Raw genomic sequence first — 26911 nt, 5'->3', positions numbered from 1 at the left:
GTTGTCATTTGCTGAGGAAATCGTGATTTATTCCACCAGCAATAATTTGTAGAGCGGTTGGTTTTGGTCCACCAAATCGGCCAGCGTGTGCTTATCCAGCTCTGTTAGAAAGCTTTGCACCGCCTGGGCCAGTGCCTGTTTCAGGCGACATGCGGGGGTAATATGACAAAACTCACTGCTACAGTTCACCAAAGAAAGCGGTTCCAGCTCGCGCACCACATCACCGACACGGATTGATTCCGCCGGTTTGCCGAGGCGAATGCCACCGTTTTTGCCGCGCACAGCCGTCACATAGCCTGCACGACTCAGTTGATTGATGATTTTCACCATATGATTACGTGACACGCCGTACACCTCTGTCACCTCAGAAATGCTAGTCATCTTTCCTGCTGGCAAAGACGCCATGTAAATCAAAGCACGTAAACCGTAATCAGTAAAACTCGTTAACTGCACATCAACCTCTTGGGTGGGAGGGGAAACGCTTAATAGCTGTAAATACTATACCCTAAATAATTCGGGTTGCAGCCAGGCGGCCAGCTCAAGAATCCCCGGGAGCTTACTTAAGTAAGTGACTGGGGTGAGTGAGTGCAGCCAACGCCGCTGCAACGTGAAGTATGACGGGTATAGATTGATGATAAACCAGCCATATGTTTGGCGGCTAATTTATTTGACTGGGGAAGGCAAAAAAACGGCGAGAAGCGAAGCAAAACGGGGTGTGATGGCCACACCCCGTATCATCATTATGCGTCGAACGGATCGCGCAGAATCATGGTTTCAGAACGGTCTGGACCAGTAGAAATAATATCTACAGGTACTTCAGTCAGTTCTTCAATACGTTTGATGTAGTCCAGCGCTGCCTGAGGCAAACCACTACGCTCTTTCACACCAAAGGTGGTTTCGGACCAACCTGGCATGGTTTCGTAGATTGGCTCGATGCCTTCCCAGTCATCCGCAGCCATTGGGGTGGTGGTCACTTCGCGACCATCTGGCAGACGGTAACCGATGCAGAGTTTAACTTCTTTCAAGCCGTCCAGTACGTCCAGCTTGGTCAGGCAGAAACCTGACAGGGAGTTGATCTGCACTGCGCGACGTACAGCAACGATGTCCAGCCAGCCAGTACGACGACGACGACCGGTTGTTGCACCGAACTCGTTACCTTGTTTGCACAGGAACTCGCCGACGTCATCAAACAGTTCAGTTGGGAACGGACCTGCACCAACGCGAGTAGAGTACGCTTTGATAATACCCAGAACGTAATCAACATAACGTGGACCAATGCCGGAACCTGTTGCCACGCCACCCGCGGTGGTGTTGGAAGAGGTCACGTACGGATAGGTACCGTGATCGATGTCCAGCAACGTGCCTTGAGCACCTTCGAACATGATGAAGTCGCCGCGCTTACGTGCCTGATCCAGCAGATCGGACACATCAACTACCATGCTGGTCAGAATGTCAGCCACTGCCATGACATCGTCCAGAACTTTCTGGTAATCAACCGCTTCAACTTTATAGAAGTTAACCAGTTGGAAGTTATGGTATTCCAGAACTTCTTTCAGTTTGTCTGCAAAGGTGGCTTTGTCGAATAAGTCGCCAACGCGCAGGCCACGACGGGCCACTTTGTCTTCATATGCAGGACCGATACCACGACCGGTAGTACCGATAGCTTTCGCACCACGAGCTTTCTCACGAGCTACATCCAGCGCAACGTGATAATCAAGGATCAGTGGACATGCTTCAGATAACAGCAGGCGCTCACGTACCGGAATCCCACGGTCTTCCAGCTCTTTCATCTCTTTCATCAGTGCAGCAGGAGACAGCACAACGCCATTACCGATGATGCTGGTAACGTTATCACGCAGAATACCTGATGGAATAAGATGAAGAACGGTTTTTTCACCGTTGATTACGAGAGTATGGCCTGCGTTGTGACCGCCCTGGTAGCGCACAACATATTTAGCCCGTTCAGTCAGAAGATCTACGATCTTTCCTTTACCTTCGTCACCCCATTGGGTGCCCAGTACGACGACGTTGTTACCCATTTTTCAAAATCACCGTTTGCTTAAAAAAGGATTCTACCATCGGTTTCAACGATGATCAGCCCTTTTAGTATACAAAATGGTAATCACCGCCCTCAATGTCCATCAACCGCCGGTTCGACTCAACATGTAGTAGATAACGATACCCGCAACCACTAGACCGCCACCAAAACGGCGCAGGGTGTTGTCGGGAAGCTGAGTTAAAGCGGCAATCATTCGGCGCCACATTCTCGGATAAAGCATCGGCCCGAGTCCTTCGAGCACTAAAACTAACGCTAATGCCATCCAGATAGTCGAATTCATATTTCCCTCAAACACCAATAAAAAAAGAGCCGGTTTTAACCGGCTCTTGTATCACTTGCGAAGATTAACGTGAACTGTTCGCGGGTGTTTTCATATAGCGGAAGAAATCATTCTCCGGGCTTAACACCATCACGTCCTGACCAGAATTGAAGCTTGCCTCGTAAGCACGCAGGCTACGAATGAAGGCATAGAAGTCTGGATCCTGGCTGAATGCATCAGCAAACAGTTTGGCAGCTTCAGCATCACCTTCACCACGGCTAATACGGCCCTGACGCTCAGCTTCTGCCAGAGTACGAGTTACTTCGTAGTCGGCGGTCGCACGCAGCTTCTCAGCTTCTTCCTGACCTTGTGAACGGTGACGACGAGCAACGGCTTCACGCTCTGCACGCATACGGTTGTAGATGGCTTCAGAAACCTCTGCTGGCAGGTTGATCTGCTTGATACGCACATCGACCACTTCAATACCCAGCGCCGCCATACTGTTCGGATTCACCACTGGCACTTTACCTTTGGTTTCCGCCGTTACACGCGCAGCAGCCGATGCGATTGCATCATCCGCAGCCGGTGTTGCGACTTCATCGTCAGTACCTGCAGTACCAGAGTTCAGCGCATCACGGACATCCAGCGTCAGACGGCCACGAGAATCAGTCACGATGTCTTTCACATCAAGACGACCGATTTCAGAACGCAGACGGTCACTGAATTTACGTTTTAGCAGCACTTCTGCCTGAGAAACATCACCACCACCGGTTGCCAGGTAGTAACGACTGAAATCGCTGATACGCCATTTGATATAAGAATCAACGATCAGGTCTTTCTTCTCTTTGGTTACAAAGCGATCGGCCTGGTTGTCCATGGTCTGAATACGCGCATCAAGGGTTTTCACCGACTCGATAAACGGTACTTTGAAATGCAGACCTGGTTCATAGACCACTGGTTTGTTTTCGTCATCACGCAACACTTTACCGAAGCGTAACGTAATCCCGCGCTCGCCTTCCTGCACCACGAACACCGAGGTAAACAGCACTACCAGCACGATGATAATTAAAGCAATGACTGACTTACGCATCGTTATTCACTCCCTACGCGCTGGTTATCAGTGCGCTGTGCATCGGCACGACGCTGATCCATGATATCGCCCCGACTTGATGAGGACTGTGTGCTGGCGCTACCGCTGCTAGAGCTGTTTGCCGGTGGCAGACGTAACAAGTTATTCGCCCCACTGGTATCACTCTTTGCTGCAGGTTGTGAGCCGCCTTTAAGCATCTGATCCAAAGGCAGAACCATCAGGTTGCCCCCTTTGTCGTTAACCAGAACTTTACGGGTATGGCTAAGCACTTTTTCCATGGTCTCGATATACAGACGCTCACGGGTAATTTCCGGTGCAGCTTTGTATTCCGGCAACATCTTCGCGAAGCGGGCAACTTCACCCTGCGCTTCTAACACGGTCTGTGTTTTATAAGCACGAGCTTCTTCAAGAATACGCTGCGCCTGACCGTTAGCACGTGGCTGAACTTCGTTGGTATAGGCTTCTGCTTCACGGATGTATTGCTGTTCGTTTTCACGCGCGGAAATCGCGTCATCAAACGCTGCTTTCACCTCTTCCGGCGGACGAGCAGCCTGGAAGTTGACGTCCAGCAAGGTGATACCCATGTTGTATGGACGAATGGTTTCTTCCAGTTCGCGCTGAGTATCATTTCGAATGATGGTACGACCCTCGGTGAGGATCTTATCCATGGTGTATTTACCAATAACACCACGCAATGCGCTGTCGGTTGCCTGACGCAAGCTATCGTCTGCGCTGGTTACGCTAAACAGGTAACGACGCGGATCGGTAACACGATACTGAACGTTCATTTCGACGCGAACCACGTTCTCGTCAGATGTCAGCATCACACCGGAAGCCGCTAATTCGCGTACTGCTTCAACGTTAACCGCTCGGACGCTATCAATGAATGTTGGTTTCCAGTTCAGGCCCGGCTCAACCAGATGGCTGAATTGGCCAAAACGCGTCACAACACCACGTTCTGCTTCTTTGATGGTATAGAACCCAGTTGCAGCCCAAATAACTACGGCTACAGCAGCAACGATGCCGACCATACGGCCACCGATGTGAGGGCGAGGAAGTTGTGAAGAACCGCCACCGGTACCGCCACCACCACCGCTTTTACCGCCGCCCAGGCCGCCGAGTTTTTTGCTTAATTTCCGGAAGATATCATCCAGATCAGGAGGCCCCTGATCCCGCCCTCCTTTGTTACCCCCAGAGTCGCCGCCAGGTTTGCTGCTTCCCCACGGGTCGCGGTCCTGTCCGTTATTACCGGGCTGATTCCACGCCATGTTTATGCTCCATATTTGTTGTGCGGTGATATCCCCCTAAGGGGAAAAAGTCTTCAGGACAGTCCCTTGACTTGCTAAACGATGTAGTCAGCGAGTGCCGGTTCTTGTTTACAGAGGCGACGCCAGTCAACAATAGGCATACGAATTTGTAAGCCAACACTGCCGTCCTCCTCCATCCACTCTTTTTCTATTGCCTGAAGCTGATAAAAACGGCTTCGCAGACGCCCAGCCTGGGGGGGCAAGCACAACGTATGCTGTGCAATTTCACCAGATAAACGCTCAGTCAAAGCCTGGAAAAGCAGTGGAACGCCGTCACCAGTCTGGGCAGAAAGCCAGACCCGTATCGGCATATTTTCATCATCTCTGTCGATTCGCGGAACAAAGTCATCCAACATATCGACTTTATTCATTACCAACAGCGTCGGAATTTCATTCGCCTCAATCTCTTCGAGAACGGTATCAACCGCGGCAATGTTTTCCTGGATCCTGAGGTCACTTGCGTCAATCACATGTAATAACAATGTGGCCTGACGTGTTTCCTGCAAGGTCGCTTTAAACGCTGCCACCAAATCGTGTGGCAAGTGACGAATAAAACCTACTGTATCTGCCAGAATGGTTTCGCCAACATCGGTCACGTCAATACGACGCAATGTAGGATCCAGTGTGGCAAACAACTGATCTGCGGCATAGACGTCTGCCGCTGTTATTTGGTTAAACAGGGTGGATTTACCGGCGTTGGTGTAGCCCACCAGAGAAACGGTTGGGATGTCAGCCTTGGCACGCGATCTTCGACCTTGCTCACGTTGTTTTTCAACTCGTTCTAAGCGACCAAGGATCTGCATAATCCGATTGCGTAACAAACGGCGGTCGGTTTCAAGCTGAGTTTCCCCAGGGCCTCGTGAACCTATCCCCCCTCCCTGACGCTCAAGGTGAGTCCAGCCACGCACCAGGCGAGTGGCCATGTGACGTAACTGAGCAAGCTCAACCTGCAACTTACCTTCATGGGTACGCGCACGTTGAGCAAAAATATCTAAAATCAGGCCGGTTCTGTCGACGACGCGACATTCACACAGCGCTTCGAGGTTACGCTCCTGAGCTGGAGACAACGCATGATCAAATAAAATGACCGATGCCCCAGTGGCTTTCACTGCATCGGCAATCTCAATTGCCTTACCTTCACCAACAAAATACTTCGGGTGAGGAGCTTTACGGCTACCAGTAACCACCTGCAATGCTTCGACACCGGCTGAAGAGACCAGAGATTCAAACTCCTCTAGATCTTCCATGTCTTTGTCTTGCGAAAAATAGATGTGTACCAGCACCGCCTGCTCACCGGCATCATAACGGTCAAACAAGCGTATAACCTCTCAAAAAGACCAGCGGGGAACCCAGCATCCCTGGTTCCCCGGCTTGGAAAAACAACGTGTTTACGCCTTATTCAGCGTCTTCGTTGTCTTGTTGTGGCGCAGAACCTTGCGCACTTCCACCATGGTGGTAGCTGCCAGAACCGCTTGTACCGGTGTTATTGCTGTGATGAGATACCGGACGAGACGGAACAACAGTTGAAATCGCGTGCTTATAGACCATCTGGCTAACCGTGTTTTTCAACAGGATCACAAACTGATCAAAAGACTCAATCTGACCTTGCAGCTTAATACCATTCACCAAATAAATAGAAACTGGAACACGTTCGCGACGCAGTGCGTTCAAGAACGGATCTTGTAATGATTGCCCCTTAGCCATTCTATCTTTTCCTTATATGCTTGTTGTTTGTAACTCAAGAACCCTGAGGCTCTGAAAAACTGCGTAAGATACTGCGCACCATAACGATTCAATTGTACACATTCATTGATGCTTCGCACTAACTACCTGTAGTACATCGTTGTAAGACTGAGACGGATTATCACTGTCTAACCAGTGAACACCTTCCCAACCTCTCAACCAGGTCATTTGACGCTTAGCCAATTGTCTCGTCGCGCAAATACCACGATAAACCATTTCATCATGAGGAATTTCACCCGCCAGATAAGACCACATCTGCCGGTAACCCACACAACGAATGGAAGGCATGTCCGTATGCAAATCACCACGGGCAAAAAGAGCCCGTACTTCAGCTTCAAATCCAGAAGCTAACATCTGATGAAAACGCTGCTCAATTCTTTGATGGAGCAGTTCACGGCTCGCCGGGGCGATGGCGAACTGATGCACCTGGTAAGGCAGAGCTTCTCCTGACGTTTGTGTCAGTTCCGTTAAAGTTTTACCCGAAATGAAAAAAACTTCCAGTGCCCGGGAAAGCCTTTGTGGATCATTTGGATGAATACGCGCAGCGGCCACTGGGTCAACCAGTGCTAACTCACGATGCAACGCCTCCCATCCTTGCTCTGCTGCCTGTTTTTCTATCCGTTCCCGAACAAGTGGATCGGCGGATGGCAACGGCGATAAACCTTCTAACAATGCCTTGAAGTAGAGCATCGTTCCCCCTACTAACAAGGGGATACGTCCGCTCGCGGTAATTTCCGCCATTTCAGCCAGCGCGTCACGCCGAAAATCTGCGGCAGAATAAGCCTGTGCCGGGTCGAGAATATCAAGTAACCGATGCGGAGCCTGGGCTAGTTCTTGCGCCGTGGGCTTCGCTGTACCGATGTCCATCCCTTGATAGATAAGGGCCGAATCGACGCTTATCAACTCTACTGGCAACGTTTTACGCAAATTAATGGCTAACGCTGTCTTACCAGAGGCCGTCGGCCCCATCAGAAAAATTGCCTGTGGCAGGTTTTGCTTAACTTCAGTCATGTTTCAGGGCGTTCATCGCCAATTGTAAATCAACAGGTTGTATCAAACCGCCAGGTGGTGATTTCACCAGCTGCGGACAAAGGCGTTCTACATCAGCGAGCAGGGCAATAGCTTGCGCCTGGTTCCATTGTTCATGAAAGCCGTCCATTTGACGAGCAAACCATTGAGCAATCTGTGTTGAGTTAACCTCTGTCTGTTGCGCCAGGTATCCTGGCAGTTCGTGAATCAAGATTTGTAAATTTTGTTTACGCAAAGGTAAAGGTACCGTGCGAATTGTTATCTGACGCGACTCAACAGCAAAATCGATGCCCATTTCCAGTAAAAGCGGCTGATTTTTCACCAAAATGTCCTGCTCTTCTTTGGTGACTTTCAAACGAACGGGGATCAGCAAGGGTTGAGCTCGGGCACCTTCACAACCAGGGACAAGTTGTGCCATTCGCAGCCAACGTTCAGCGACGCTCAGGGAAAGCAGCATCAATTTGCCTTCGCGTTCCAACAATGCGACATCGGGTGCCAGAACCGTCAGCACACGGCCAAAACTTTGCGCATGGGCGTCTAGTGCTTCGACAACTTCTGGCTCAGTGATGCGGTTTTCCGTCACTGGTGAAGGCGTATTCAGTAACTCGCGGTACAACGCGCCTTCTTTCTTCTGAAAACCAGGCGCCGCATGAGGCCACAACGGGGCACTTTTATGCGTACTCGCGCGGCTATCCCCACTGGTATTTGGGCCAGAACTACGAGGCGCGGTTTCACGATAAGACGTTTCACGATGTGCTGTGGCAGGACCAGGCGTCGCAAACTGATTACGCCCTGATGCCACGCGATTTTCAGGCTGCCAGCGTGGTTGCGGATCTTCCGCGGTCTCTTCCAGCGGCAGACGATTTTCGCTCTGCTGCTGCAAGACACTCAACACACCCTGGTAGATAAAATCATGCACCAGACGCGACTGATGGAAACGAACTTCATGTTTAGCGGGATGCACGTTCACATCCACCTGATGCGGGTCAATTTCAAGATATAGCACGAACGCCGGTTGTTGATCGGCTCCAAGCTTATCTTCACAGGCCTGGCGAATCGCATGATTGATCAAGCGATCGCGCATCATGCGTCCATTTACATAACAATATTGAATTTCTGCCAGTGCAGAGGTGGTCGCTGACGGCTCAGCCACCCAGCCACGCAAAGCCAAATCACCATGTTGCCATTCGATGGCCAGCGCTTGTTCGAGGAATGCAGTGCCGCAAATCGACCCAAGGCGTCGCTCACGCGGTGCGCCTTGTGTAACTGCACGGTACTGACGAATCACTTTGCCGTTATGGGTGAGATTTATCGACACATCAAAGCGCGCCAGCGCAATACGTCTGACGATCTCATCTATGTGATTGAATTCGGTTTTTTCGGTACGCATGAACTTGCGACGCGCAGGCGTGTTGTAGAACAAGTCCAACACCTCAAGCGTGGTTCCGACAGGATGCGCGGCGGGTTTCACCGTCACATCCTGTTCACGCCCTTCGGCATAGGCTTGCCACGCCTCGCTTTGTTCAGCGGTGCGCGAGGTTAACGTCAGCCGTGCAACAGAGCTAATACTCGCAAGCGCCTCACCACGAAAACCGAGGCTAATAATGGCCTCAAGGTCATCAAGCGTGGCGATTTTACTGGTGGCATGGCGAGCTAGCGCCAGAGCCAGCTCGTCTTTTTTAATCCCGCAGCCATTATCCCGGATGCGAATCAGCTTGGCACCACCACGTTCAATATCAATATCAATACGCGTGGCGCCTGCATCAAGACTGTTCTCAACCAGTTCTTTCACCACCGATGCGGGGCGCTCTACCACTTCGCCAGCAGCAATCTGGTTGGCAAGTTGCGGCGGCAAAACCTGAATCGGCATGCAAAATCCTTATTGAGTAATCGCGACCTGATCAAGACCTACGCCTGAGCGTGCGGTCTGAGAGGAATCAGGAGCAGATTGTAATGGATGCGTCTGGAAATAATCCCTTAACCCTTGATAAATAGCCTGGGCGATTTTTTGTTGGTAATCATCGCTATCCAACAGACGTTCTTCCGAGTTGTTACTGATAAACCCAGTTTCCACCAATACAGAAGGAATGTCTGGAGAACGTAACACCCCAAGGCTCGCATGTTCCGGACGACGTTTATGCAACGAGCCTACGCGCTGCATCTGCGCCAGAACTTTGGTCGCCACATCATACCCGACACGCTGGGAATGGCCGAATTGCAAATCCAGTACCGCCTGGCTGAGATACGGGTCTGCCTGGCTATTAGCCAGCACGTCACCAGCACCGCCGAGCAGCTCGGATTGCTTTTCGTGTTGCTCAAGCCAGCCTGCCATTTCGCTGTTTGCACGGCGATTTGACAACACCCAGACAGAAGCTCCGGTAGCATCACGGTTTGGCGCAGCATCCGCATGAATCGACACCAGAATATTGGCGTTCTGCTTACGAGCAACGTCCGATCGCCCCATCACCGAAATGAAATAGTCTCCATCGCGGGTTAGGACGCCTTTAAACATCGGGTCGTCATTCAGTAGCGAGCGAAGTTTACGCGCGATAGAAATGGTGACGTTTTTCTCTTTGGTGCCGCCAGGCCCAATCGCACCAGGATCCTGTCCGCCGTGTCCGGCATCAATAGCCACGACCACCGCATCAGATTGTGGAGTACTGGCACGCTTAGTACGTGCCGGATGGATAACCGTATTCGAGCCGACTACGCCAGTAACAGTTTGCGAATTAAACGGATTTTTAGCCGGTTCCGATGAGCGGGTAATCACAGGCGCTTCTACGCGTTTAGCCACGACAGGTGGCGGAGGTGGCGGTGGCGGCGGTGCATCGGCATTGATGGTAAACACCACCGTGTAATTGGCACCATTTTGCTGCTTCACGGCACGTGTTTTACCCGCCTGCGTGAGATCTACGACCAGCCGTAAAGAATCACTGTCCTTCGGTTGGCCCGAACGGATGCTTTTCACCAGGTTATTGCCACTGAAAAGCAGCGGCAGACCTCTAATCACGCCGGTTTGTTTGATGTCCAGTGCAACGCTTTTCTTATCATCCTGAGAAAAAGCATATTCAGGATCGCCAACAAAACTAAACGTGATTCTGGCCTGAGAATCACCGTTTGATACCTGAATATCTGCCAAATTTGCGGCGCTGACCTGTGAGGTCAACACCAGTAAACATACAGCCATCAACCAACTTTTTACGCGATAGATCATCCCGTCATCCTTGTTATTTGGCTAACCGCGCCAGTAACGACTCACCAGATGAGGAAACTGCTTTCAGACACGCTTCGCGCCCGTCAGCCTGGTAACTTAGGTGGATTTCGACATCCGGTTCTGGAAGCACACCCTGACCTTTTTGTGGCCACTCCACCAGACTGATTGCATCATTGGTGAAATAGTCACGGATTCCCATAAATTCGAGTTCTTCTGGATCGGCAAGACGGTAAAGATCAAAGTGATACACCATCAGATCACCGAGGGTGTAAGGCTCCACCAACGTATAGGTTGGGCTTTTAACGTTCCCTTTATGGCCTAGCGCCTGCACAAAACCACGGCTGAATGTGGTTTTCCCCGCACCCAGGTCACCATACAGATGAATGACGGTAGCCCCTTCGCAGGCTTTAGCCATAGAGGCACCCAGTTCTAATGTCGCGGCTTCATCAGGTAATGCGATAACTCGATTAATCATTTTCTTTGCTATTCAAATCCGGGTTAACAAAAGGGTACAGCGTCGTTAATAAGTCACTCGCTAACATGCCACGAGTACCGTAGCGATGGGCCAACATGTCAGCGGCGGCTCCATGAGCAACACATCCAGCGCAAGCAGCATCATACGGGGTTAACTTCTGTGCCAGCAATGCTCCGATGATTCCGGATAGCACATCCCCCATTCCGCCACTGCCCATTCCAGCATTGCCCACATCAATGAGTGCGCATTCACCGCTGTGGCTGGCAACAACCGTACCGGCACCTTTTAAGACCACAATTCCGCCATAACGTTTTACCAGGCGGTCAGTTGAAAGTAAGCGGTCACTCTCAATTTGTGATACTGAGCAATTCAATAGCCGGGCAGCTTCGCCAGGATGCGGCGTAATCACGCGATTCTGACGTTTATCGGGATTGATTGCCAGAAGGTTCAACGCATCGGCGTCCCAGAGCATCGGTTTGCGGCTGTTCTCAACTTTTTCCAGCGCTTTTTTGCCCCAGGGTTGCTGCCCTAAACCCGGGCCAATGACGATCACATCCGCCCATTCAAGACATTCATCCAGTGAATGTGGAGTCAGTTCCTGGACCATTAATTCAGGGCGAGCGGTCAGCAAGGGGGCAACGTTCTCAGGGCGAGTCAACACCCTGACCAGTCCCGCTCCTGCACGCAATGCGGCCTCGCCTGTCATGCGAATCGCGCCCGCAGTGCCATGGTCGCCACCAATAATCACCAGACGCCCATTACTGCCTTTATGCGACGTAGGTTTTCTCGGGTGCAGCCAGCCGGACAATTGCGCGCTATCCACACGAGTAATGGGCGCCGTCTGTCCGCTCAACCACTCTTCAAGGCCGAGCGCATGGAAATGCACTTTTCCCACTACATCCCGGGCCTTTCCTGTCAGTAGCCCAGGTTTGAGGGCAATAAACGTCAGAGTATGGGAGGCGTGAATCACAGCACCTGGGGTGGCACCTGTTTCTGCAAGCAAACCGGAAGGGACATCAAGCGCTAAGATCGGCGCCGAAGATTGATTACATTTTTCGATAAGCTGTGCCGCAGCCTCACGCGGGGCGCTATTCAGACCGATACCCAATACGCCATCAATCACCAGGTCGATGTCATCAGGCCAGAGATGTTGCGGCGCATGAATGACACCCGCTGCATTCAGCCATGCATCACGCGCCGTAGCGGCTTCTTCTGGTAAGGGTTTATCACTTTCTAGCGCCAGCAACGTCACGCGGATCCCGGCGGCCTGGGCGAGGCGTGCGACTACGTATCCATCGCCACCATTGTTACCGTGCCCGCATGCCACCAGCCAGTGCTGGCTTTGTGGGTAAAGTTCGCGTGCCAGATTAAACGCCGCCGCTCCTGCGCGCTGCATCAACTCATACAACGTTAATCCTAAGTCATCTGCTGCCTGCTTTTCCGCTGTGCGTAGCCAGTCTGCTGACCAGACTGAGTGTGGTATACTTTTAGCGGTTATTTTTAGGCTCAGGTCCGTCATGTCACAGCCCCTCGATCTCAATCAATTAGCGCAAAATATTAAACAGTGGGGAATCGAACTCGGCTTCCAGCAAGTAGGGATTACCGATACCGATCTCACTGCCAGTGAACCCGCGCTTCAGTTGTGGCTGGATAAACAATACCACGGCGAGATGGACTGGATGGCTCGTCACGGCATGATGCGCGCCCGGCCTCACGAACTGCTACCCGGTACATTGCGGGTAATTAGCGTGCGGATGAACTATCTTCCGGCTAATGCCGCGTTTGCGTCGACACTCAAAAATCCTAAAATCGGCTATATCAGCCGTTATGCCCTGGGGCGCGATTACCACAAGCTGCTGCGTAACCGGCTCAAAAAACTGGGTGAAATGATCCAGTCCCACTGTGCCACGCTGAATTTTAGACCTTTTGTGGATTCAGCGCCGCTTCTTGAGCGCCCTCTGGCTGAAAAGGCCGGACTGGGTTGGACAGGTAAGCACTCACTAATCCTCAATCAAGAAGCAGGCTCGTTCTTTTTCCTGGGGGAATTGTTAGTCGATATTCCTCTTCCTGTTGATGAACCCATTGAGGAAAAGTGCGGGCGCTGCGTGGCCTGCATGACCATTTGCCCTACTGGCGCAATTGTTGAACCTTACACCGTGGACGCCAGGCGCTGTATCTCATACCTCACCATTGAGCTGGAAGGAGCCATTCCGGAAGAGTTAAGACCGCTCATTGGAAATCGCATCTACGGTTGTGACGACTGCCAGCTGATTTGTCCGTGGAACCGTTTTTCGCAATTAACCGTAGAAGACGATTTTAGCCCGCGCCGCGCGTTACATGCGCCGCCGCTCGTTGAGCTATTTGGCTGGGATGAAGTTTACTTCCTCCGGTTGACGGAAGGTTCAGCGATTCGACGTATTGGACATTTACGCTGGCTGCGAAATATTGCGGTGGCGATGGGTAACGCCCCGTGGGATGAAGCGATTCTGAACGCGCTGCAACAGCGAAAAGGTGAGCACCCACTTCTTGATGAACACATTGACTGGGCGATTGCGCAACAATTAACCAGGCGAAGTGCAGATGCTACGGAAGTCCAGTTACCGCAAAAACAGCGTCTGGTTCGCGTCATTGAAAAGGGGCTAAAACGTGATGCGTGACATGTCCACAGGATGTGAATAAAAATTAGAACACCTTGTGAAGCAACCAGAAAAAAAACGTCAAGCGGTCGGGTTAACATTTCCAAATATTTAAAACATGATATAAATCAACCTATTAAAATAATCATGTAAAAGTTAAGAAATAATTAGCAATCGAAGAGAGAGGAAGGAATCTGTGGATAACTCTGTTCACAATAATTTATCATGGACGTAAAAACCACCACTGACGCTGCTTAGCGTTGTGGATAATTTGTACTGGAGATAAGAATTTGGAGCGGGAAACGAGACTCGAACTCGCGACCCCGACCTTGGCAAGGTCGTGCTCTACCAACTGAGCTATTCCCGCTTGGGTGGTGCGTGGCTGTAAAAAAGCCAATCAAATTTTGGAGCGGGAAACGAGACTCGAACTCGCGACCCCGACCTTGGCAAGGTCGTGCTCTACCAACTGAGCTATTCCCGCATATTCTTCGTCTTTCAAGCTGGTGCTTAAAAGCCATCGAATTTGGTGGCACTGCTGTAATCAAATTTGGAGCGGGAAACGAGACTCGAACTCGCGACCCCGACCTTGGCAAGGTCGTGCTCTACCAACTGAGCTATTCCCGCTCTGTGTAACGCTGCAAATTCTGCATCGGTACGGGAGGCGCATTATACGAGAAAACGTTTTAGTCGCAACCCCTGCAAAAGGTTTTTTTCATAAAATAAGTTCGAATGGCGATTTAAACGACAAAATGATTAATTTGTCGACGATGGAGGAGTTTAGCTCCTCCATAACGCCTGTCAAAGCTTAATAAAGTTCTCACGGTAGAACGCAAGTTCAGCGACGGACTCACGAATATCGTCCATTGCCTGATGAGTCCCCTGCTTTTTGAAATCAGCTAAAATTTCAGGTTTCCAACGACGAGCCAGTTCTTTGAGCGTGCTGACATCCAGATAACGGTAATGGAAGTAAGCTTCCAGTTCCGGCATGTACTTAAACAGGAAACGGCGATCCTGGCCGATACTGTTACCACAGATAGGCGAGCTATTAGCAGGAACCCACTGCTTCAGGAACTCAAGCGTTGCCAGTTCAGCGGCACGATCATCCTGGTGGCTTGCTTTAACACGCTCAACCAGGCCACTTCCAGTATGGGTACGCACATTCCAGTCATCCATCAGAGCCAATTGTTCGTCAGATTGATGGACAGCAATCGTTGGGCCTTCGGCGAGGATATTTAAATTGGCATCGGTAACCAGAGTGGCAATTTCAATTATGCGATCCCGCTCGGGGTCCAGGCCGGTCATTTCTAAATCAATCCAAATCAGATTGTTTTCATTTCCACTCATGCTATTTTCCACCCTTCTTGTGCGTAGCCCACCCTTGTCGATGGGTTAATTCGTATAAAATAGTGTGTATCATAGAGGTTTTGCCCATCACGGGCGACCAGGAGCCAGTAAGATTGAGCAAAAATAAACTCTCCAAAGGACAGCAGCGCCGGGTTTCAGCAAACCACCAGCGTCGGCTTAAACAGACTGTGGAGAAAGCCGATCCTGACGACTCTCAGTTTGGTGAACCGCGCGATGGCCGCGTGATCAGCCGTTTCGGCCAACATGCCGATGTTGAAGCACCCGGTGGTGAAATTCACCGCTGTAATATTCGCCGTACCATCCGTTCGCTGGTAACGGGCGATAACGTGGTCTGGCGCCCGGCTAAAGAAGCTGCCGCGGGTGTCACCATCAAAGGCATTGTGGATGCCGTTCATGAACGCACCACCGTTTTGACACGTCCTGATTTCTATGACGGCGTCAAACCGATTGCCGCCAACATTGACCAAATCATCGTGGTTTCCGCGATCCTGCCGGAGCTGTCACTAAATATTATTGACCGTTATCTGGTTGCGTGCGAAACCCTCGACGTAGAACCGCTGCTGGTGCTGAATAAAACCGACCTGCTCGACGAAGCAGGCCTGGCGTTCGTCAATGAACAAATGGATATCTATCGCAAAATTGGGTATCGCGTTTTATTCGTCTCCAGCCACAAAGTCGAAGGCTTGAAAGAGCTTGAAGAGGCGCTTATCGGGCGCGTCAGTATCTTTGCCGGGCAATCGGGCGTGGGTAAATCCAGCCTGCTGAACAACCTGCTCGGTTTTAAAGAAGTCCAGATTCTGGTTAATGACGTTTCTGATAACTCAGGTTTAGGCCAGCACACCACCACCGCTTCACGTCTGTATCACTTCCCGGGTGGCGGCGATGTCATCGACTCACCAGGGGTGCGTGAATTTGGTTTGTGGCACTTAGAGCCGGATCAAGTTACGCAGGGTTTCACTGAATTCCACGACTATTTAGGCCGTTGCAAATACCGTGACTGCAGCCACACCAACGATCCAGGCTGTGCGCTGCGTGAAGCTGTGGAGCGAGGGGAAATCGCTGAAACGCGTTTCGATAATTACCATCGCATACTGGAAAGTATGTCCGAGGTAAAATCGCGTAAAACCTTTTCCGATACCGACCGCTGACAATTAAGCTGGGCATCGCTAAAATCGCGCTCCTTTTTGTGTTTGCCCGCTTACATGGGTACTTAGCCAGGAGGCTATCTTGTTAGACAACTTTAAACTTTCGCTCCAGTACATCCTGCCTAAACTTTGGCTGACTCGCCTGGCAGGCTGGGGTGCAAGCAAACGAGCTGGCTGGTTAACCAAACTGGTTATCGACATGTTCGTCAAATACTACAAAGTCGACATGAAGGAAGCTCAGAAGCCGGACACCGCCAGCTATCGCACCTTCAATGAATTCTTCGTACGCCCACTGCGTGACGATGTTCGCCCTGTGAACACTGACCCAAGTGTGCTGGTGATGCCTGCAGACGGTGTTATCAGCCAGTTAGGCCCAATCGAAGAAGACAAAATCCTGCAGGCAAAAGGTCACAACTACAGCCTTGAAGCCCTGCTCGCCGGTAACTATTTAATGGCGGATTTGTTCCGTAACGGCAGCTTTGTTACCACTTATCTGTCACCGCGCGACTATCACCGTGTTCACATGCCGTGTAACGGTATTTTGCGCGAAATGATTTACGTGCCGGGCGATCTGTTCTCCGTGAACCACTTAACGGCGCAAAACGTACCAAACCTGTTTGCCCGTAACGAACGCGTTATCTGTCTGTTTGATACCGAGTTTGGCCCGATGGCGCAAATTCTGGTGGGTGCAACCATTGTTGGCAGCATCGAAACCGTTTGGGCTGGCACCATCACCCCACCGCGTGAAGGTGTGATTAAGCGTTGGACATGGCCTGCGGGTGAAAGCGAAGGTTCTGTGGCGCTGTTAAAAGGCCAGGAAATGGGCCGCTTCAAACTCGGTTCTACCGTCATCAATTTGTTCGCTCCAGGTAAAGTCAATCTGGCCGAACAACTGCAAAGCCTGTCTGCCACTAAAATTGGTGAGCCACTGGCGATTTCCATCGAACCTGTGATTGAACCAGAAATCCCGGTAAGTGAGATTCTGGAAGTCGAAGTTGCGGCTGAAGCGGTAGAGAACAAACCAGACATCTAATTCGATTACCCAACCCAAAGTCATTCGAGCTGTAGCAAGGCGGCAACTGAATGAGTCCCCAGGAGCTTATATAAATAAGTGACTGGGGTGAACGAAGGCAGCCAACGCCGTTACAGCTTGAAGGACGAAGGGTAAACCAAAGGGACTGACGTGCGCCTGATAATCACTTTCCTGATGGCCTGGTGCCTCAGCTTTGGCGCCTTTGCCGCAACGGCCCCCGACGCCAAACAAATCTCCCAGGAACTCGAACAAGCTAAGTCTGCAAAAGACAAACCTGGCAACGCTGAAACCGTGGAAGCGCTTCAGGCTGCCCTCAACGCGCTTGATGAACGCAAAGTCTCTCTGGAGCGAGCCACACAATATCAGCAAGTTATCGATAACTTCCCGAAGCTCTCTGACACCTTACGTCGTCAAATCAACAACCTGAGCGAAGAACCGCAAAAAGTGCCGGAAGGCATGACGACCGATGCGCTCAATCAGGAAATCTTGCAAGTTAGCAGCCAGCTGCTGGATAAAAGCCGCCTTGCGCAGCAAGAGCAGGAACGTACTCGCGAAATCACCGATTCACTCAGCCAACTCCCGCAACAGCAAACCGATGCTCGCCGCCAGTTAAACGACGTAGAACGTCGAATTGGTACGCTTCCGGCTACCAGCACACCGTTAGCCCAGGCGCAAAATCTCTCTTTGCAGGCCGAATCTTCACGCCTGAAAGCGTTAGTCGATGAGCTGGAACTGGCACAACTGTCGGCCAGTAACCGCCAGGAGCTCGCTCGCCTGCGGGCCGAACTGGCGCAAAAACAGAGCACGCAGTTGGATGCCTATCTTCAGGCACTGCGTAATCAACTGAATAACCAGCGCCAGCGGGAAGCTGAAAAAGCCCTGGAAAGCACCGAGTTGCTGGCAGAAAGCAGTGCCAACCTGCCATCAGATATCGTTGATCAGTTTAAAAATAACCGTGAATTATCTCAGGCGTTGAATCAACAGGCTCAACGTATGGATTTAGTGGCCTCTCAGCAACGCCAGGCCTCCAGCCAGACCTTGCAAGTCCGTCAGGCACTCAACACGTTGCGTGAACAGTCACAATGGCTTGGCGTGTCGAATGTGTTGGGCGAGGCATTACGTGCGCAGGTGTCTCGTTTGCCTGAAATGCCAAAACCCCAGCAGCTGGATACCGAACTAGGCCAGTTACGCGTTCAGCGCCTGCATTACGAAGATCTGCTCAACAAGCAGCAGCAACTGCGCCAGATTCGCCAGGCAGATGGCAAGGAGCTCACCAGCGAGCAGAATCGTATTCTGGAAGCGCAACTGCGTACCCAGCGCGAACTGCTCAACTCTCTGCTGCAGGGCGGCGATAACCTGATCCTCGAACTAACCAAACTGAAAGTGGCCAACAGCCAGCTTGAAGATGCGTTAAAAGAGGTCAACGAAGCCACCCACCGTTACCTGTTCTGGACCTCAGATGTCAGTCCAATTGGCATCACCTGGCCGGTTGAGATTGTGCAGGATTTGCGTCGTCTGGTGTCGATGGATACCTTCAGCCAGCTCGGTAGCGCCACTGTCATGATGCTGACCAGCAAGGAAACGCTGCTGCCGCTGTTTGCCGCCTTGATTCTGGTGGGCTTCAGCATCAGTTCACGCCGGCATTTCACCGCCTTCCTTGAACGCTCCAGTGCCAGGGTCGGTAAGGTGACTCAGGATCATTTCAGCTTAACGTTGCGTACGGTGTTCTGGTCGATTCTGGTGGCGCTGCCGTTACCGGTGCTTTGGGCGACGCTAGGGTTCGGGCTGCAAGCGGCGTGGCCGTATCCCCTCGCCGTGGCGATTGGTGATGGCGTGACGGCAACCGTTCCGCTGCTGTGGGCGGTAATGATTTGTGCAACGTTCGCCCGCCCGAATGGTTTGTTCATTGTGCATTTTGGCTGGCCTCAACACCGCGTGGCCCGCGCCTTGCGCTATTACATGTTGAGTATCTGCCTGATCGTGCCACTGATTATGGCATTGATTATGTTTGATAATCTCAGTGACCGTGAGTTCTCCGACTCCCTTGGGCGGCTGTGCTTTATTCTCATATGCGGCGCGACAGCGCTCGTCACGTTAAGCCTGAAACGCGCCGGTATTCCGCTGTATCTGGATAAACAAGGTAATAGCGAAAACATTGCCAACACCATGTTGTGGAACCTGCTGCTTGCGGCTCCGTTACTGGCCATTCTGGCCGCAGCGGTCGGTTATCTCGCCACCGCACAAGCGTTGCTCGCAAGGCTGGAAACATCGGTCGCCATCTGGTTCTTGTTGCTGGTCGTTTACCACATCTTCCGCCGTTGGATGTTCATCCAGCGCCGCCGTCTGGCATTTGACCGCGCCAAACATCGCCGTGCAGAAATCCTGGCTCAGCGTGCTCGCGGCGAAGAAGAACCGGCTCATGCCCACAGCACAGAAGGCTCGGCTGAAACTATTGAAGAGCCGGAAATCGATCTGGATACCATCAGCGTGCAGTCCCTGCGTCTGGTGCGTTCGATTCTGATGCTGATTGCGCTGTTGTCGGTAATTGTCTTGTGGTCAGAAATTCATTCTGCCTTTGGCTTCCTTGAGAACATTACGCTGTGGGATGTGACCTCAACCGTACAAGGCGTGGAGAGCCTTGAGCCGATTACGCTCGGCGCCGTGCTGATTGCTATTCTGGTGCTGATTATCACCATGCAGCTGGTGCGCAATCTTCCTGCACTTCTCGAACTCGCGCTGTTACAGCACCTGGATTTAGCCCCAGGCACCGGTTACGCCATCACGACCGTGACCAAATATCTGCTGTTGCTGGTGGGGACGTTGGTCGGCTTCTCGATGATTGGAATTGAGTGGTCGAAGTTGCAATGGCTCGTCGCCGCTCTGGGTGTCGGTTTAGGTTTTGGTTTGCAGGAGATTTTCGCCAACTTTATCTCTGGCCTGATAATCCTGTTCGAAAAGCCGATTCGTATTGGCGATACCGTGACCATCCGCGATCTCACCGGTAGCGTCACCAAAATCAACACTCGAGCCACGACTATTAGTGACTGGGACCGCAAAGAGATTATCGTCCCGAACAAGGCGTTTATCACCGAGCAGTTTATCAACTGGTCACTCTCAGATTCGGTCACGCGTGTGGTGCTGACGGTTCCGGCACCGTCCGATGCCAACAGCGAAGAAGTGACGAAAGTGTTGTTACAGGCGGCAGATCGCTGTTCTCTGGTGATTGATAACCCAGCGCCAGAAGCTTTCCTCGTGGATTTACAGGCCGGTATTCAGATTTTTGAGCTGCGTATTTATGCCGCGGAGATGAACCACCGTATGCCGCTGCGCCACGAGATTCATCAGCTGATCCTGCAAGGGTTCCGCGAACACGGTATCGAACTGCCGTTCCCTCCATTCCAGATGCGTCTGGATAGCCTGGGCGGGCAGCGTAGCAGTAAGACGCTGACATCGTCGGGTAAAACAGGTAGAACGCCGGGGAGTTTGTAAGTCTGCTCCCCTCATCCCAACCTTCTCCCCAGGGAGAAGGAGCAAACAAATCCCATCTCCCTCTACGGCGAAAGAGCAAACCGGACAGTCCCCTCTCCCTCAGGGAGAGGGTTAGGGTGAGGGTGGCTTTAAGCCCGGTCCACCGGGAACGCCAGCACGTCAGACAGGCTTTCAGCCTTCAAAGCCAACATAATCAAACGATCCACACCTAACGCGACACCAGAACAATCAGGCAAACCGGCTTTCAGCGCTTCCAGCAAATTCACATCAATCGGCTGTTGCGGTAAGCCGCGAGCGGCGCGCTTACGATTATCCTGCTCGAAACGTTGTTGTTGTTCACGTGCATCAGTTAATTCGTGGAAACCATTCGCCAGCTCAATACCTCGGAAGTAAACCTCAAAGCGTTCGGCGACACGATGATCCTCGGTGCTAATCTGCGCCAGTGCGGCCTGGCTTGCCGGGAAATGGTAGACAAACGTCGGCTTGTCTTTACCAATATGCGGCTCTACACCCATGCTGAAAAGCAGTTGCAGCAAGGTGTCACGGTCTTCTTCCCGATCGGCAATGTTGCTTAAATCAAGCTTCGCTGCTGCTTCGCGTAACTGGTTTTTGTCCGCAGAAAGCGGGTCAATTTCCAGGTGGCGCTGGAATGCTTGCTGATATGAGAGTGATTCAGCGGCATCGGTTTCCAGAACCTGTTGCAGCAAATCATCAACTTCATTCATCAGACGATACATATCGTAGTGCGGACGATACCACTCCAGCATGGTGAACTCTGGATTATGGTGGCGGCCCATCTCTTCGTTACGAAAGCTGCGACACAGCTGGAATACCGGGCCTATGCCCGCCGCCAGCAGGCGTTTCATATGATATTCCGGGCTGGTCATCAGATACAGATTGACGCCCTGAGCGTGGCCTGGGCCAACAAAACGGGTCTCAAACGGGAACAGATTGATGTCCGTTACCGTAGCCTGGCTCATGCAGGGTGTTTCCACCTCCAGTACACCGCGGTCGGCAAAAAAACGCCGAATAACCGCCATGATCGCGGCGCGTTTCAACAGGTTGGGGATGGATGCGCTCGGCTGCCAGGTTGCCGTTTCGCTCATGGTAGAGTCTCCGTATTCATACAAGGCCGAGAAGTCTACCCGCAACGCATAAGGGAGACAAATTTTGCGCAGTAAATTTTCATCGTCTGCTGCGCCGATTCAGCAGTAATAATTTGAATTTCGTGACCTGACTCATCACCAGAATTAATTAATTGCTGCACTGAACAGCAAAAAAATCGAACACGTCAAATTTCCATAGAAAGCCTGCGGCTATAATCCGCTACCTACAAAGGAGCAGGGATAACCCTTTCGCTATAGCTAGCGCCGTATTGGTGAACTACCTTTGGTTAAATTAGCTATGCGAAATAACTAAAATCTGGAGGAATGTCGTGCAAACCTTTCAAGCCGATCTCGCCATAATAGGCGCTGGCGGAGCGGGCTTACGAGCAGCCATCGCGGCAGCACAAGCCAATCCACAAGCCAAAATTGCTCTGATCTCCAAAGTCTACCCAATGCGTAGCCACACTGTGGCCGCTGAAGGCGGTTCTGCTGCCGTTACGCAGGATCACGACAGCTTCGAATACCATTTTAATGACACCGTTTCTGGCGGTGACTGGTTGTGCGAGCAGGATGTGGTCGACTACTTCGTCCATCACTGTCCAACCGAAATGACCCAACTTGAGCAATGGGGTTGCCCGTGGAGTCGTCGTCCGGACGGTTCAGTCAACGTGCGTCGCTTTGGTGGGATGAAGATTGAGCGAACCTGGTTTGCCGCAGATAAAACCGGCTTCCATATGCTCCACACCCTGTTCCAGACTTCATTGCAGTTCCCGCAAATCCAGCGTTTTGACGAGCATTTCGTGCTCGATATTCTGGTTGATGACGGTGCAGCACGTGGCCTGGTCGCCATGAATATGATGGAAGGTTCGCTGGTGCAGATCCGTGCCAATGCCGTGGTCATGGCAACCGGCGGTGCGGGTCGCGTTTATCGCTATAACACCAACGGCGGCATTGTGACTGGCGATGGGATGGGCATGGCGTTGAGCCATGGCGTACCGCTGCGCGATATGGAATTTGTACAATATCACCCAACCGGCCTGCCGGGTTCCGGCATTCTGATGACAGAAGGCTGCCGTGGTGAAGGTGGTATTCTGGTCAACAAAGATGGCTATCGCTATCTGCAAGATTACGGCATGGGCCCTGAAACTCCGCTGGGCGAGCCACGCAACAAATACATGGAACTGGGTCCACGCGACAAAGTTTCTCAAGCCTTCTGGCACGAATGGCGCGCAGGCCGCACCGTTCCGACGCCGCGCGGCGATGTGGTTTATCTCGACCTGCGTCATCTGGGGGAGAAAAAACTCCTCGAACGCCTGCCATTCATCTGTGAGCTGTCGAAAGCGTATGTCGGCGTAGACCCGGTTAAAGATCCGATTCCGGTACGTCCTACCGCGCACTACACCATGGGCGGTATCGAAACAGACAGCCAATGTGAAAGCCGTATCAAAGGGCTGTTTGCCGTAGGTGAATGCTCTTCTGTGGGCTTGCACGGGGCAAACCGTCTGGGTTCCAACTCCCTAGCTGAGCTGGTGGTATTCGGCCGCCTGGCGGGCGAAAGTGCGATGAAGCGCGCCAACGAAGCGCAACCTGCCAACGATGCTGCGCTGAATGCGCAAGCCGCTGACGTCGAAACGCGTCTGAAGAAGCTGGCTAATCAGGAAGGGACTGAAAACTGGTCGAAGATCCGCGACGAAATGGGTCTGTCGATGGAAGAAGGTTGCGGGATCTATCGCACTCCAGAACTGATGCAGAAGACCATCGATAAGCTGTCTGAGCTGCAAGAACGCTTCAAACGCGTGCGCATTACTGACACCTCCAGCGTGTTTAATACCGATTTGCTCTACACCATCGAGTTGGGCCACGGCCTGAACGTTGCGGAATGTATGGCGCACTCGGCGATGGCACGTAAAGAGTCTCGTGGTGCTCACCAGCGCTTAGACGAAGGGTGTACCGAGCGTGATGACGTGAATTTCCTGAAGCATACTCTCGCTTTCCGTGACGCTGATGGAACCACGCGTCTGGATTACAGTGATGTGAAAATCACGACGTTGCCACCGGCTAAACGCGTCTACGGTGCGGAATCCGAAGCAGCCGACAAGAAGAAGGAGACGTCGAATGGCTGATTTGATGAAGACTCTGAAGATTGAAGTGGTGCGCTACAACCCGGAAACGGACAGCGAACCGCACAGTGCAATCTACGAAGTGCCTTACGATGAACAAACCTCGCTGCTTGACGCACTGGGTTACATCAAAGACAACCTGGCACCGGACCTGAGCTACCGCTGGTCATGCCGTATGGCTATCTGCGGCTCTTGCGGCATGATGGTTAACCGCGTGCCGAAACTGGCCTGTAAAACCTTCCTGCGTGAATACACGCAAGGCATGAAGGTTGAAGCGCTGGCCAACTTCCCTATTGAGCGCGATTTGGTGGTCGACATGACTCACTTTATCGAAAGCCTGGAAGCCATTAAGCCATATATCATTGGCAATGCGCGCACGCCAGACCAAGGGCCAAACACCCAGACGCCTGCACAGATGGCGAAATACCATCAATTCTCCGGCTGCATCAACTGTGGCCTGTGCTACTCGGCTTGCCCACAGTTTGGTTTGAATCCTGAGTTCATCGGCCCGGCAGCAATTACGCTAGCTCATCGTTACAACCTGGATAGCCGCGACCATGGCAAGAAAGAGCGTATGGCGCAGCTAAATGGCCAGAATGGCGTGTGGAGCTGTACTTTCGTGGGCTACTGCTCCGAAGTCTGCCCGAAACACGTCGATCCGGCTGCTGCAATCCAGCAGGGTAAAGTCGAAAGTTCGAAAGACTTTTTGATTGCCACCCTGAAACCACGCTAAGGAGTGCAAAATGACTACCAAACGTAAGCCATATGTACGGACGATGACCCCGACCTGGTGGCAAAAGCTGGGCTTCTACCGTTTTTATATGATTCGCGAAGGAACCGCAGTGCCGACCGTCTGGTTCAGTATTCTGCTTATCTGCGGTCTGTTTTCACTGAAAGGCGGCCCTGAAAGCTGGGCAGGGTTTGTCAGTTTCCTGCAAAATCCAATCGTGGTTATCCTCAATCTGATCACCTTAGCGGCTGCTTTACTGCATACCAAAACATGGTTCGAACTGGCACCGAAGGCCGCCAATATCATCATTAAAGATGAGAAAATGGGCCCAGAGCCGGTGATTAAGGGATTGTGGGCGGTGACTGCTGTCGCCACTGTCGTCATTCTGTTTGTTGCACTGTTCTGGTAAGGGGACGTCATGATTAATCCAAATCCAAAACGCTCCGACGAGCCGGTATTCTGGGGTCTGTTTGGCGCAGGCGGCATGTGGGGCGCAATCATCGCCCCCGTTATCGTCTTGCTGGTGGGCATTATGTTGCCGCTGGGTCTGTTCCCGGGCGATGCATTGGGCTATGAGCGGGTGCTGGCATTTTCACAAAGCCTGATTGGCCGCCTGTTCATCTTCCTGATGATTGTGCTGCCGCTGTGGTGCGGTTTACACCGTATCCACCACGCAATGCACGACCTGAAAATCCACGTGCCCTCTGGCAAGTGGGTGTTCTACGGTCTGGCGGCAATTCTGACCGTGGTAACGTTTATCGGTGTGATTACGCTCTAATCACGCTGAGTGTCAAAAAAGGCCTGCCTCCGTGCAGGTCTTTTTATTTGTAGCGCCCAGGACTAAAGTGTCACTTTATGGAGGAATACCTGTGATAAAAAAAACACTTTGCTGCATGCTGATGCTGACAGCTTCTTGCTCTACCTTTGCCGCCCAGAAAACCCTTAGCGAAAAACAGATTGCTCAGACCGTCGATCGTGTCATTACCCCGCTACTCAAAGAACAAAGCATTCCAGGAATGGCCGTCGCGGTTATCTATCAGGGAAAACCGTATTACTTCACTTACGGACAGGCTGATGTCGGCCAAAACTTACCGGTAACCAAAGAGACACTGTTCGAACTTGGCTCTGTCAGTAAGACGTTTACCGGCGTTCTTGGGGGCAATAATGTTGCTCGCGGTGAAATTAAGCTGAGCGACCCGGCAACGAAGTACTGGCCTGAATTAACCGGCCAGCAATGGAAAGATATTACGCTGCTGCAACTGGCTACCTACACCGCTGGCGGATTGCCATTGCAGGTGCCTGATGACGTCACCAGCCAGACCTCCCTGTTCAACTTTTACCAGAACTGGCAACCGCAGTGGGAGCCGGGCGACACGCGTTTGTACGCCAACGCCAGCATAGGCCTCTTCGGCGCACTGGCAGTGAAACCGTCCGGATTAAGTTTTGAAGAGGCGATGTCGAAACGCGTATTCCAGCCTTTGAATCTGTCACATACCTGGATAAAAGTGCCCACCTCTGAGCAAAGCCATTACGCCTGGGGTTACCGTGACGGCAAGGCGGTGCACGTTTCACCTGGCATGCTGGATGCAGAAGCTTATGGGGTGAAATCGACGATTGAGGACATGGCAAGCTGGGTCCAGGCCAACATGAAACCTGAAGACGTCGACGACAAAACGTTACAGCAAGGCATTGAACTCGCACAATCTCGCTACTGGCGCATTGGCAGCATGTATCAGGGCTTAGGTTGGGAGATGTTGAACTTGCCGGTAGAGGCCAACACACTGATTAACGGCAGCGATAACAAAGTGGCGCTGGCGGCACAAAAAGCAGTCGCTATCGAACCACCCGCTCCTGTCGTGAAAGCATCCTGGGTCCACAAAACAGGCTCAACCGGTGGGTTTGGCACTTATGTGGCCTTTATTCCAGAGCAACAACTCGGCATCGTAATGCTGGCAAATAAAAGCTACCCCAACACCGAACGCGTAAAAGCAGGATACAAAATTCTCGAAGCATTGCAGTAGTACAACCAGGCCTGCCAGCAGGCCTATTTATTTCCAGCCATCCCCCGCATTTTTGCCACCACAATCTACACTTAGCAAAAAACAGACAAG

General features: G+C 51.9%; 23 protein-coding genes and 3 tRNA genes. 9 read left to right on the top strand and 17 right to left on the bottom strand.

The window, feature by feature from the left end:
* Positions 1-27: 27 nt before the first annotated feature.
* From nsrR to nnr, 12 genes are all read right to left on the bottom strand, one after another.
* Positions 28-453: a nitric oxide-sensing transcriptional repressor NsrR gene (gene nsrR / locus WBL83_RS22775; protein WP_424591241.1), complete on the bottom strand. Its 426-nt coding sequence runs from the start codon at positions 451-453 to the stop codon at positions 28-30.
* A gap of 287 nt (positions 454-740) precedes the next feature.
* A complete protein-coding gene (locus WBL83_RS22770) occupies positions 741-2039 on the bottom strand; it encodes an adenylosuccinate synthase (protein ID WP_424591240.1) in 1299 nt (432 codons plus the stop codon).
* A gap of 102 nt (positions 2040-2141) precedes the next feature.
* Positions 2142-2339, bottom strand: coding sequence for a DUF2065 domain-containing protein (locus tag WBL83_RS22765; protein WP_424591239.1), 198 nt, complete (start codon positions 2337-2339; stop codon positions 2142-2144).
* 64 nt (positions 2340-2403) lie between these two features.
* Positions 2404-3408, bottom strand: coding sequence for a protease modulator HflC (gene hflC, locus WBL83_RS22760; protein ID WP_424591238.1), 1005 nt, complete (start codon positions 3406-3408; stop codon positions 2404-2406).
* A gap of 2 nt (positions 3409-3410) precedes the next feature.
* Positions 3411-4676, bottom strand: a complete 1266-nt coding sequence (gene hflK / locus WBL83_RS22755; RefSeq protein WP_424591237.1) for an FtsH protease activity modulator HflK — start codon at positions 4674-4676, stop codon at positions 3411-3413.
* Positions 4677-4750: 74 nt separating this feature from the next.
* On the bottom strand, positions 4751-6031 hold the full coding sequence (gene hflX, locus WBL83_RS22750; protein ID WP_424591236.1) for a ribosome rescue GTPase HflX: 1281 nt from the start codon (positions 6029-6031) through the stop codon (positions 4751-4753).
* A gap of 79 nt (positions 6032-6110) precedes the next feature.
* The gene (hfq, locus tag WBL83_RS22745) at positions 6111-6419 is read right to left on the bottom strand and encodes an RNA chaperone Hfq (protein WP_034461169.1); all 309 of its coding nucleotides are present in this window, start codon (positions 6417-6419) and stop codon (positions 6111-6113) included.
* Positions 6420-6521: 102 nt separating this feature from the next.
* A complete protein-coding gene (miaA, locus tag WBL83_RS22740) occupies positions 6522-7469 on the bottom strand; it encodes a tRNA (adenosine(37)-N6)-dimethylallyltransferase MiaA (RefSeq protein WP_424591235.1) in 948 nt (315 codons plus the stop codon).
* A complete protein-coding gene (gene mutL, locus WBL83_RS22735) occupies positions 7462-9357 on the bottom strand; it encodes a DNA mismatch repair endonuclease MutL (RefSeq protein WP_424591234.1) in 1896 nt (631 codons plus the stop codon). The genes miaA and mutL overlap by 8 nt, the downstream gene beginning before the upstream one ends.
* A gap of 9 nt (positions 9358-9366) precedes the next feature.
* A complete protein-coding gene (amiB, locus tag WBL83_RS22730; RefSeq protein WP_424591233.1) occupies positions 9367-10701 on the bottom strand; it encodes an N-acetylmuramoyl-L-alanine amidase AmiB in 1335 nt (444 codons plus the stop codon).
* Positions 10702-10714: 13 nt separating this feature from the next.
* Positions 10715-11176 carry a tRNA (adenosine(37)-N6)-threonylcarbamoyltransferase complex ATPase subunit type 1 TsaE gene (gene tsaE / locus WBL83_RS22725; RefSeq protein ID WP_424591232.1) on the bottom strand — a complete coding sequence of 154 codons (462 nt, stop codon included), beginning with the start codon at positions 11174-11176 and terminating at the stop codon, positions 10715-10717.
* Positions 11169-12695: a bifunctional ADP-dependent NAD(P)H-hydrate dehydratase/NAD(P)H-hydrate epimerase gene (nnr, locus tag WBL83_RS22720; RefSeq protein ID WP_424591231.1), complete on the bottom strand. Its 1527-nt coding sequence runs from the start codon at positions 12693-12695 to the stop codon at positions 11169-11171. Before nnr ends, tsaE begins: the two co-directional genes overlap by 8 nt.
* On the opposite strand from nnr, the gene queG reads away from it, so the two are divergent.
* Positions 12694-13833 carry a tRNA epoxyqueuosine(34) reductase QueG gene (gene queG / locus WBL83_RS22715; protein WP_424591230.1) on the top strand — a complete coding sequence of 380 codons (1140 nt, stop codon included), beginning with the start codon at positions 12694-12696 and terminating at the stop codon, positions 13831-13833. The two genes, nnr and queG, sit on opposite strands and share 2 nt — an antisense overlap.
* Positions 13834-14103: 270 nt before the next feature.
* Here queG and WBL83_RS22710 read toward each other — a convergent pair.
* The 4 genes from WBL83_RS22710 to orn all read right to left on the bottom strand — a co-directional run bounded on the left by WBL83_RS22710 (position 14104) and on the right by orn (position 15156).
* A tRNA-Gly gene (locus WBL83_RS22710) sits at positions 14104-14179 on the bottom strand.
* A gap of 38 nt (positions 14180-14217) precedes the next feature.
* Positions 14218-14293: transfer RNA gene (locus WBL83_RS22705), tRNA-Gly, on the bottom strand.
* A 67-nt stretch (positions 14294-14360) separates the two neighbouring features.
* Positions 14361-14436 (bottom strand) — tRNA-Gly (locus WBL83_RS22700).
* A gap of 174 nt (positions 14437-14610) precedes the next feature.
* Complete coding sequence (orn, locus tag WBL83_RS22695) at positions 14611-15156, bottom strand: oligoribonuclease (RefSeq protein WP_424591229.1); 546 nt, start codon at positions 15154-15156, stop codon at positions 14611-14613.
* A gap of 113 nt (positions 15157-15269) precedes the next feature.
* Here orn and rsgA point away from each other — a divergent pair, with 113 nt between their 5' ends.
* From rsgA to mscM, 3 genes are all read left to right on the top strand, one after another.
* Positions 15270-16325 (top strand): small ribosomal subunit biogenesis GTPase RsgA, encoded by a 1056-nt coding sequence (rsgA, locus tag WBL83_RS22690; RefSeq protein WP_424591228.1) that lies wholly within the window; start codon positions 15270-15272, stop codon positions 16323-16325.
* Positions 16326-16404: 79 nt separating this feature from the next.
* The gene (gene asd, locus WBL83_RS22685; RefSeq protein ID WP_424591227.1) at positions 16405-17355 is read left to right on the top strand and encodes an archaetidylserine decarboxylase; all 951 of its coding nucleotides are present in this window, start codon (positions 16405-16407) and stop codon (positions 17353-17355) included.
* Positions 17356-17505: 150 nt separating this feature from the next.
* A complete protein-coding gene (gene mscM, locus WBL83_RS22680; protein WP_424591226.1) occupies positions 17506-20844 on the top strand; it encodes a miniconductance mechanosensitive channel MscM in 3339 nt (1112 codons plus the stop codon).
* 128 nt (positions 20845-20972) lie between these two features.
* On the opposite strand, the gene epmA is transcribed toward mscM, so the two are convergent.
* Positions 20973-21950: an elongation factor P--(R)-beta-lysine ligase gene (gene epmA, locus WBL83_RS22675; protein ID WP_424591225.1), complete on the bottom strand. Its 978-nt coding sequence runs from the start codon at positions 21948-21950 to the stop codon at positions 20973-20975.
* Between the two features lie 329 nt (positions 21951-22279).
* Here epmA and frdA point away from each other — a divergent pair, with 329 nt between their 5' ends.
* The 5 genes from frdA (at position 22280) to ampC (ending at position 26821) form a co-directional block, all read left to right on the top strand.
* Positions 22280-24073: a fumarate reductase (quinol) flavoprotein subunit gene (gene frdA / locus WBL83_RS22670; protein WP_424591224.1), complete on the top strand. Its 1794-nt coding sequence runs from the start codon at positions 22280-22282 to the stop codon at positions 24071-24073.
* Positions 24066-24803, top strand: a complete 738-nt coding sequence (locus WBL83_RS22665; RefSeq protein WP_424591223.1) for a succinate dehydrogenase/fumarate reductase iron-sulfur subunit — start codon at positions 24066-24068, stop codon at positions 24801-24803. Before frdA ends, WBL83_RS22665 begins: the two co-directional genes overlap by 8 nt.
* Positions 24804-24813: 10 nt before the next feature.
* Positions 24814-25209: a fumarate reductase subunit FrdC gene (gene frdC, locus WBL83_RS22660; RefSeq protein ID WP_424591222.1), complete on the top strand. Its 396-nt coding sequence runs from the start codon at positions 24814-24816 to the stop codon at positions 25207-25209.
* Between the two features lie 9 nt (positions 25210-25218).
* Positions 25219-25578 (top strand): fumarate reductase subunit FrdD, encoded by a 360-nt coding sequence (frdD, locus tag WBL83_RS22655; RefSeq protein WP_064540797.1) that lies wholly within the window; start codon positions 25219-25221, stop codon positions 25576-25578.
* Positions 25579-25669: 91 nt separating this feature from the next.
* Positions 25670-26821, top strand: coding sequence for a CMY2/MIR/ACT/EC family class C beta-lactamase (ampC, locus tag WBL83_RS22650; RefSeq protein WP_424591221.1), 1152 nt, complete (start codon positions 25670-25672; stop codon positions 26819-26821).
* Positions 26822-26911 lie beyond the last annotated feature (90 nt).

Origin of the sequence: Buttiauxella sp., from assembly GCF_049686335.1 — a bacterium.
GTDB lineage: Bacteria > Pseudomonadota > Gammaproteobacteria > Enterobacterales > Enterobacteriaceae > Buttiauxella.
Note: the sequence above shows the minus strand (reverse complement) of the source record. Positions and strands in the feature narration are given on the sequence as shown.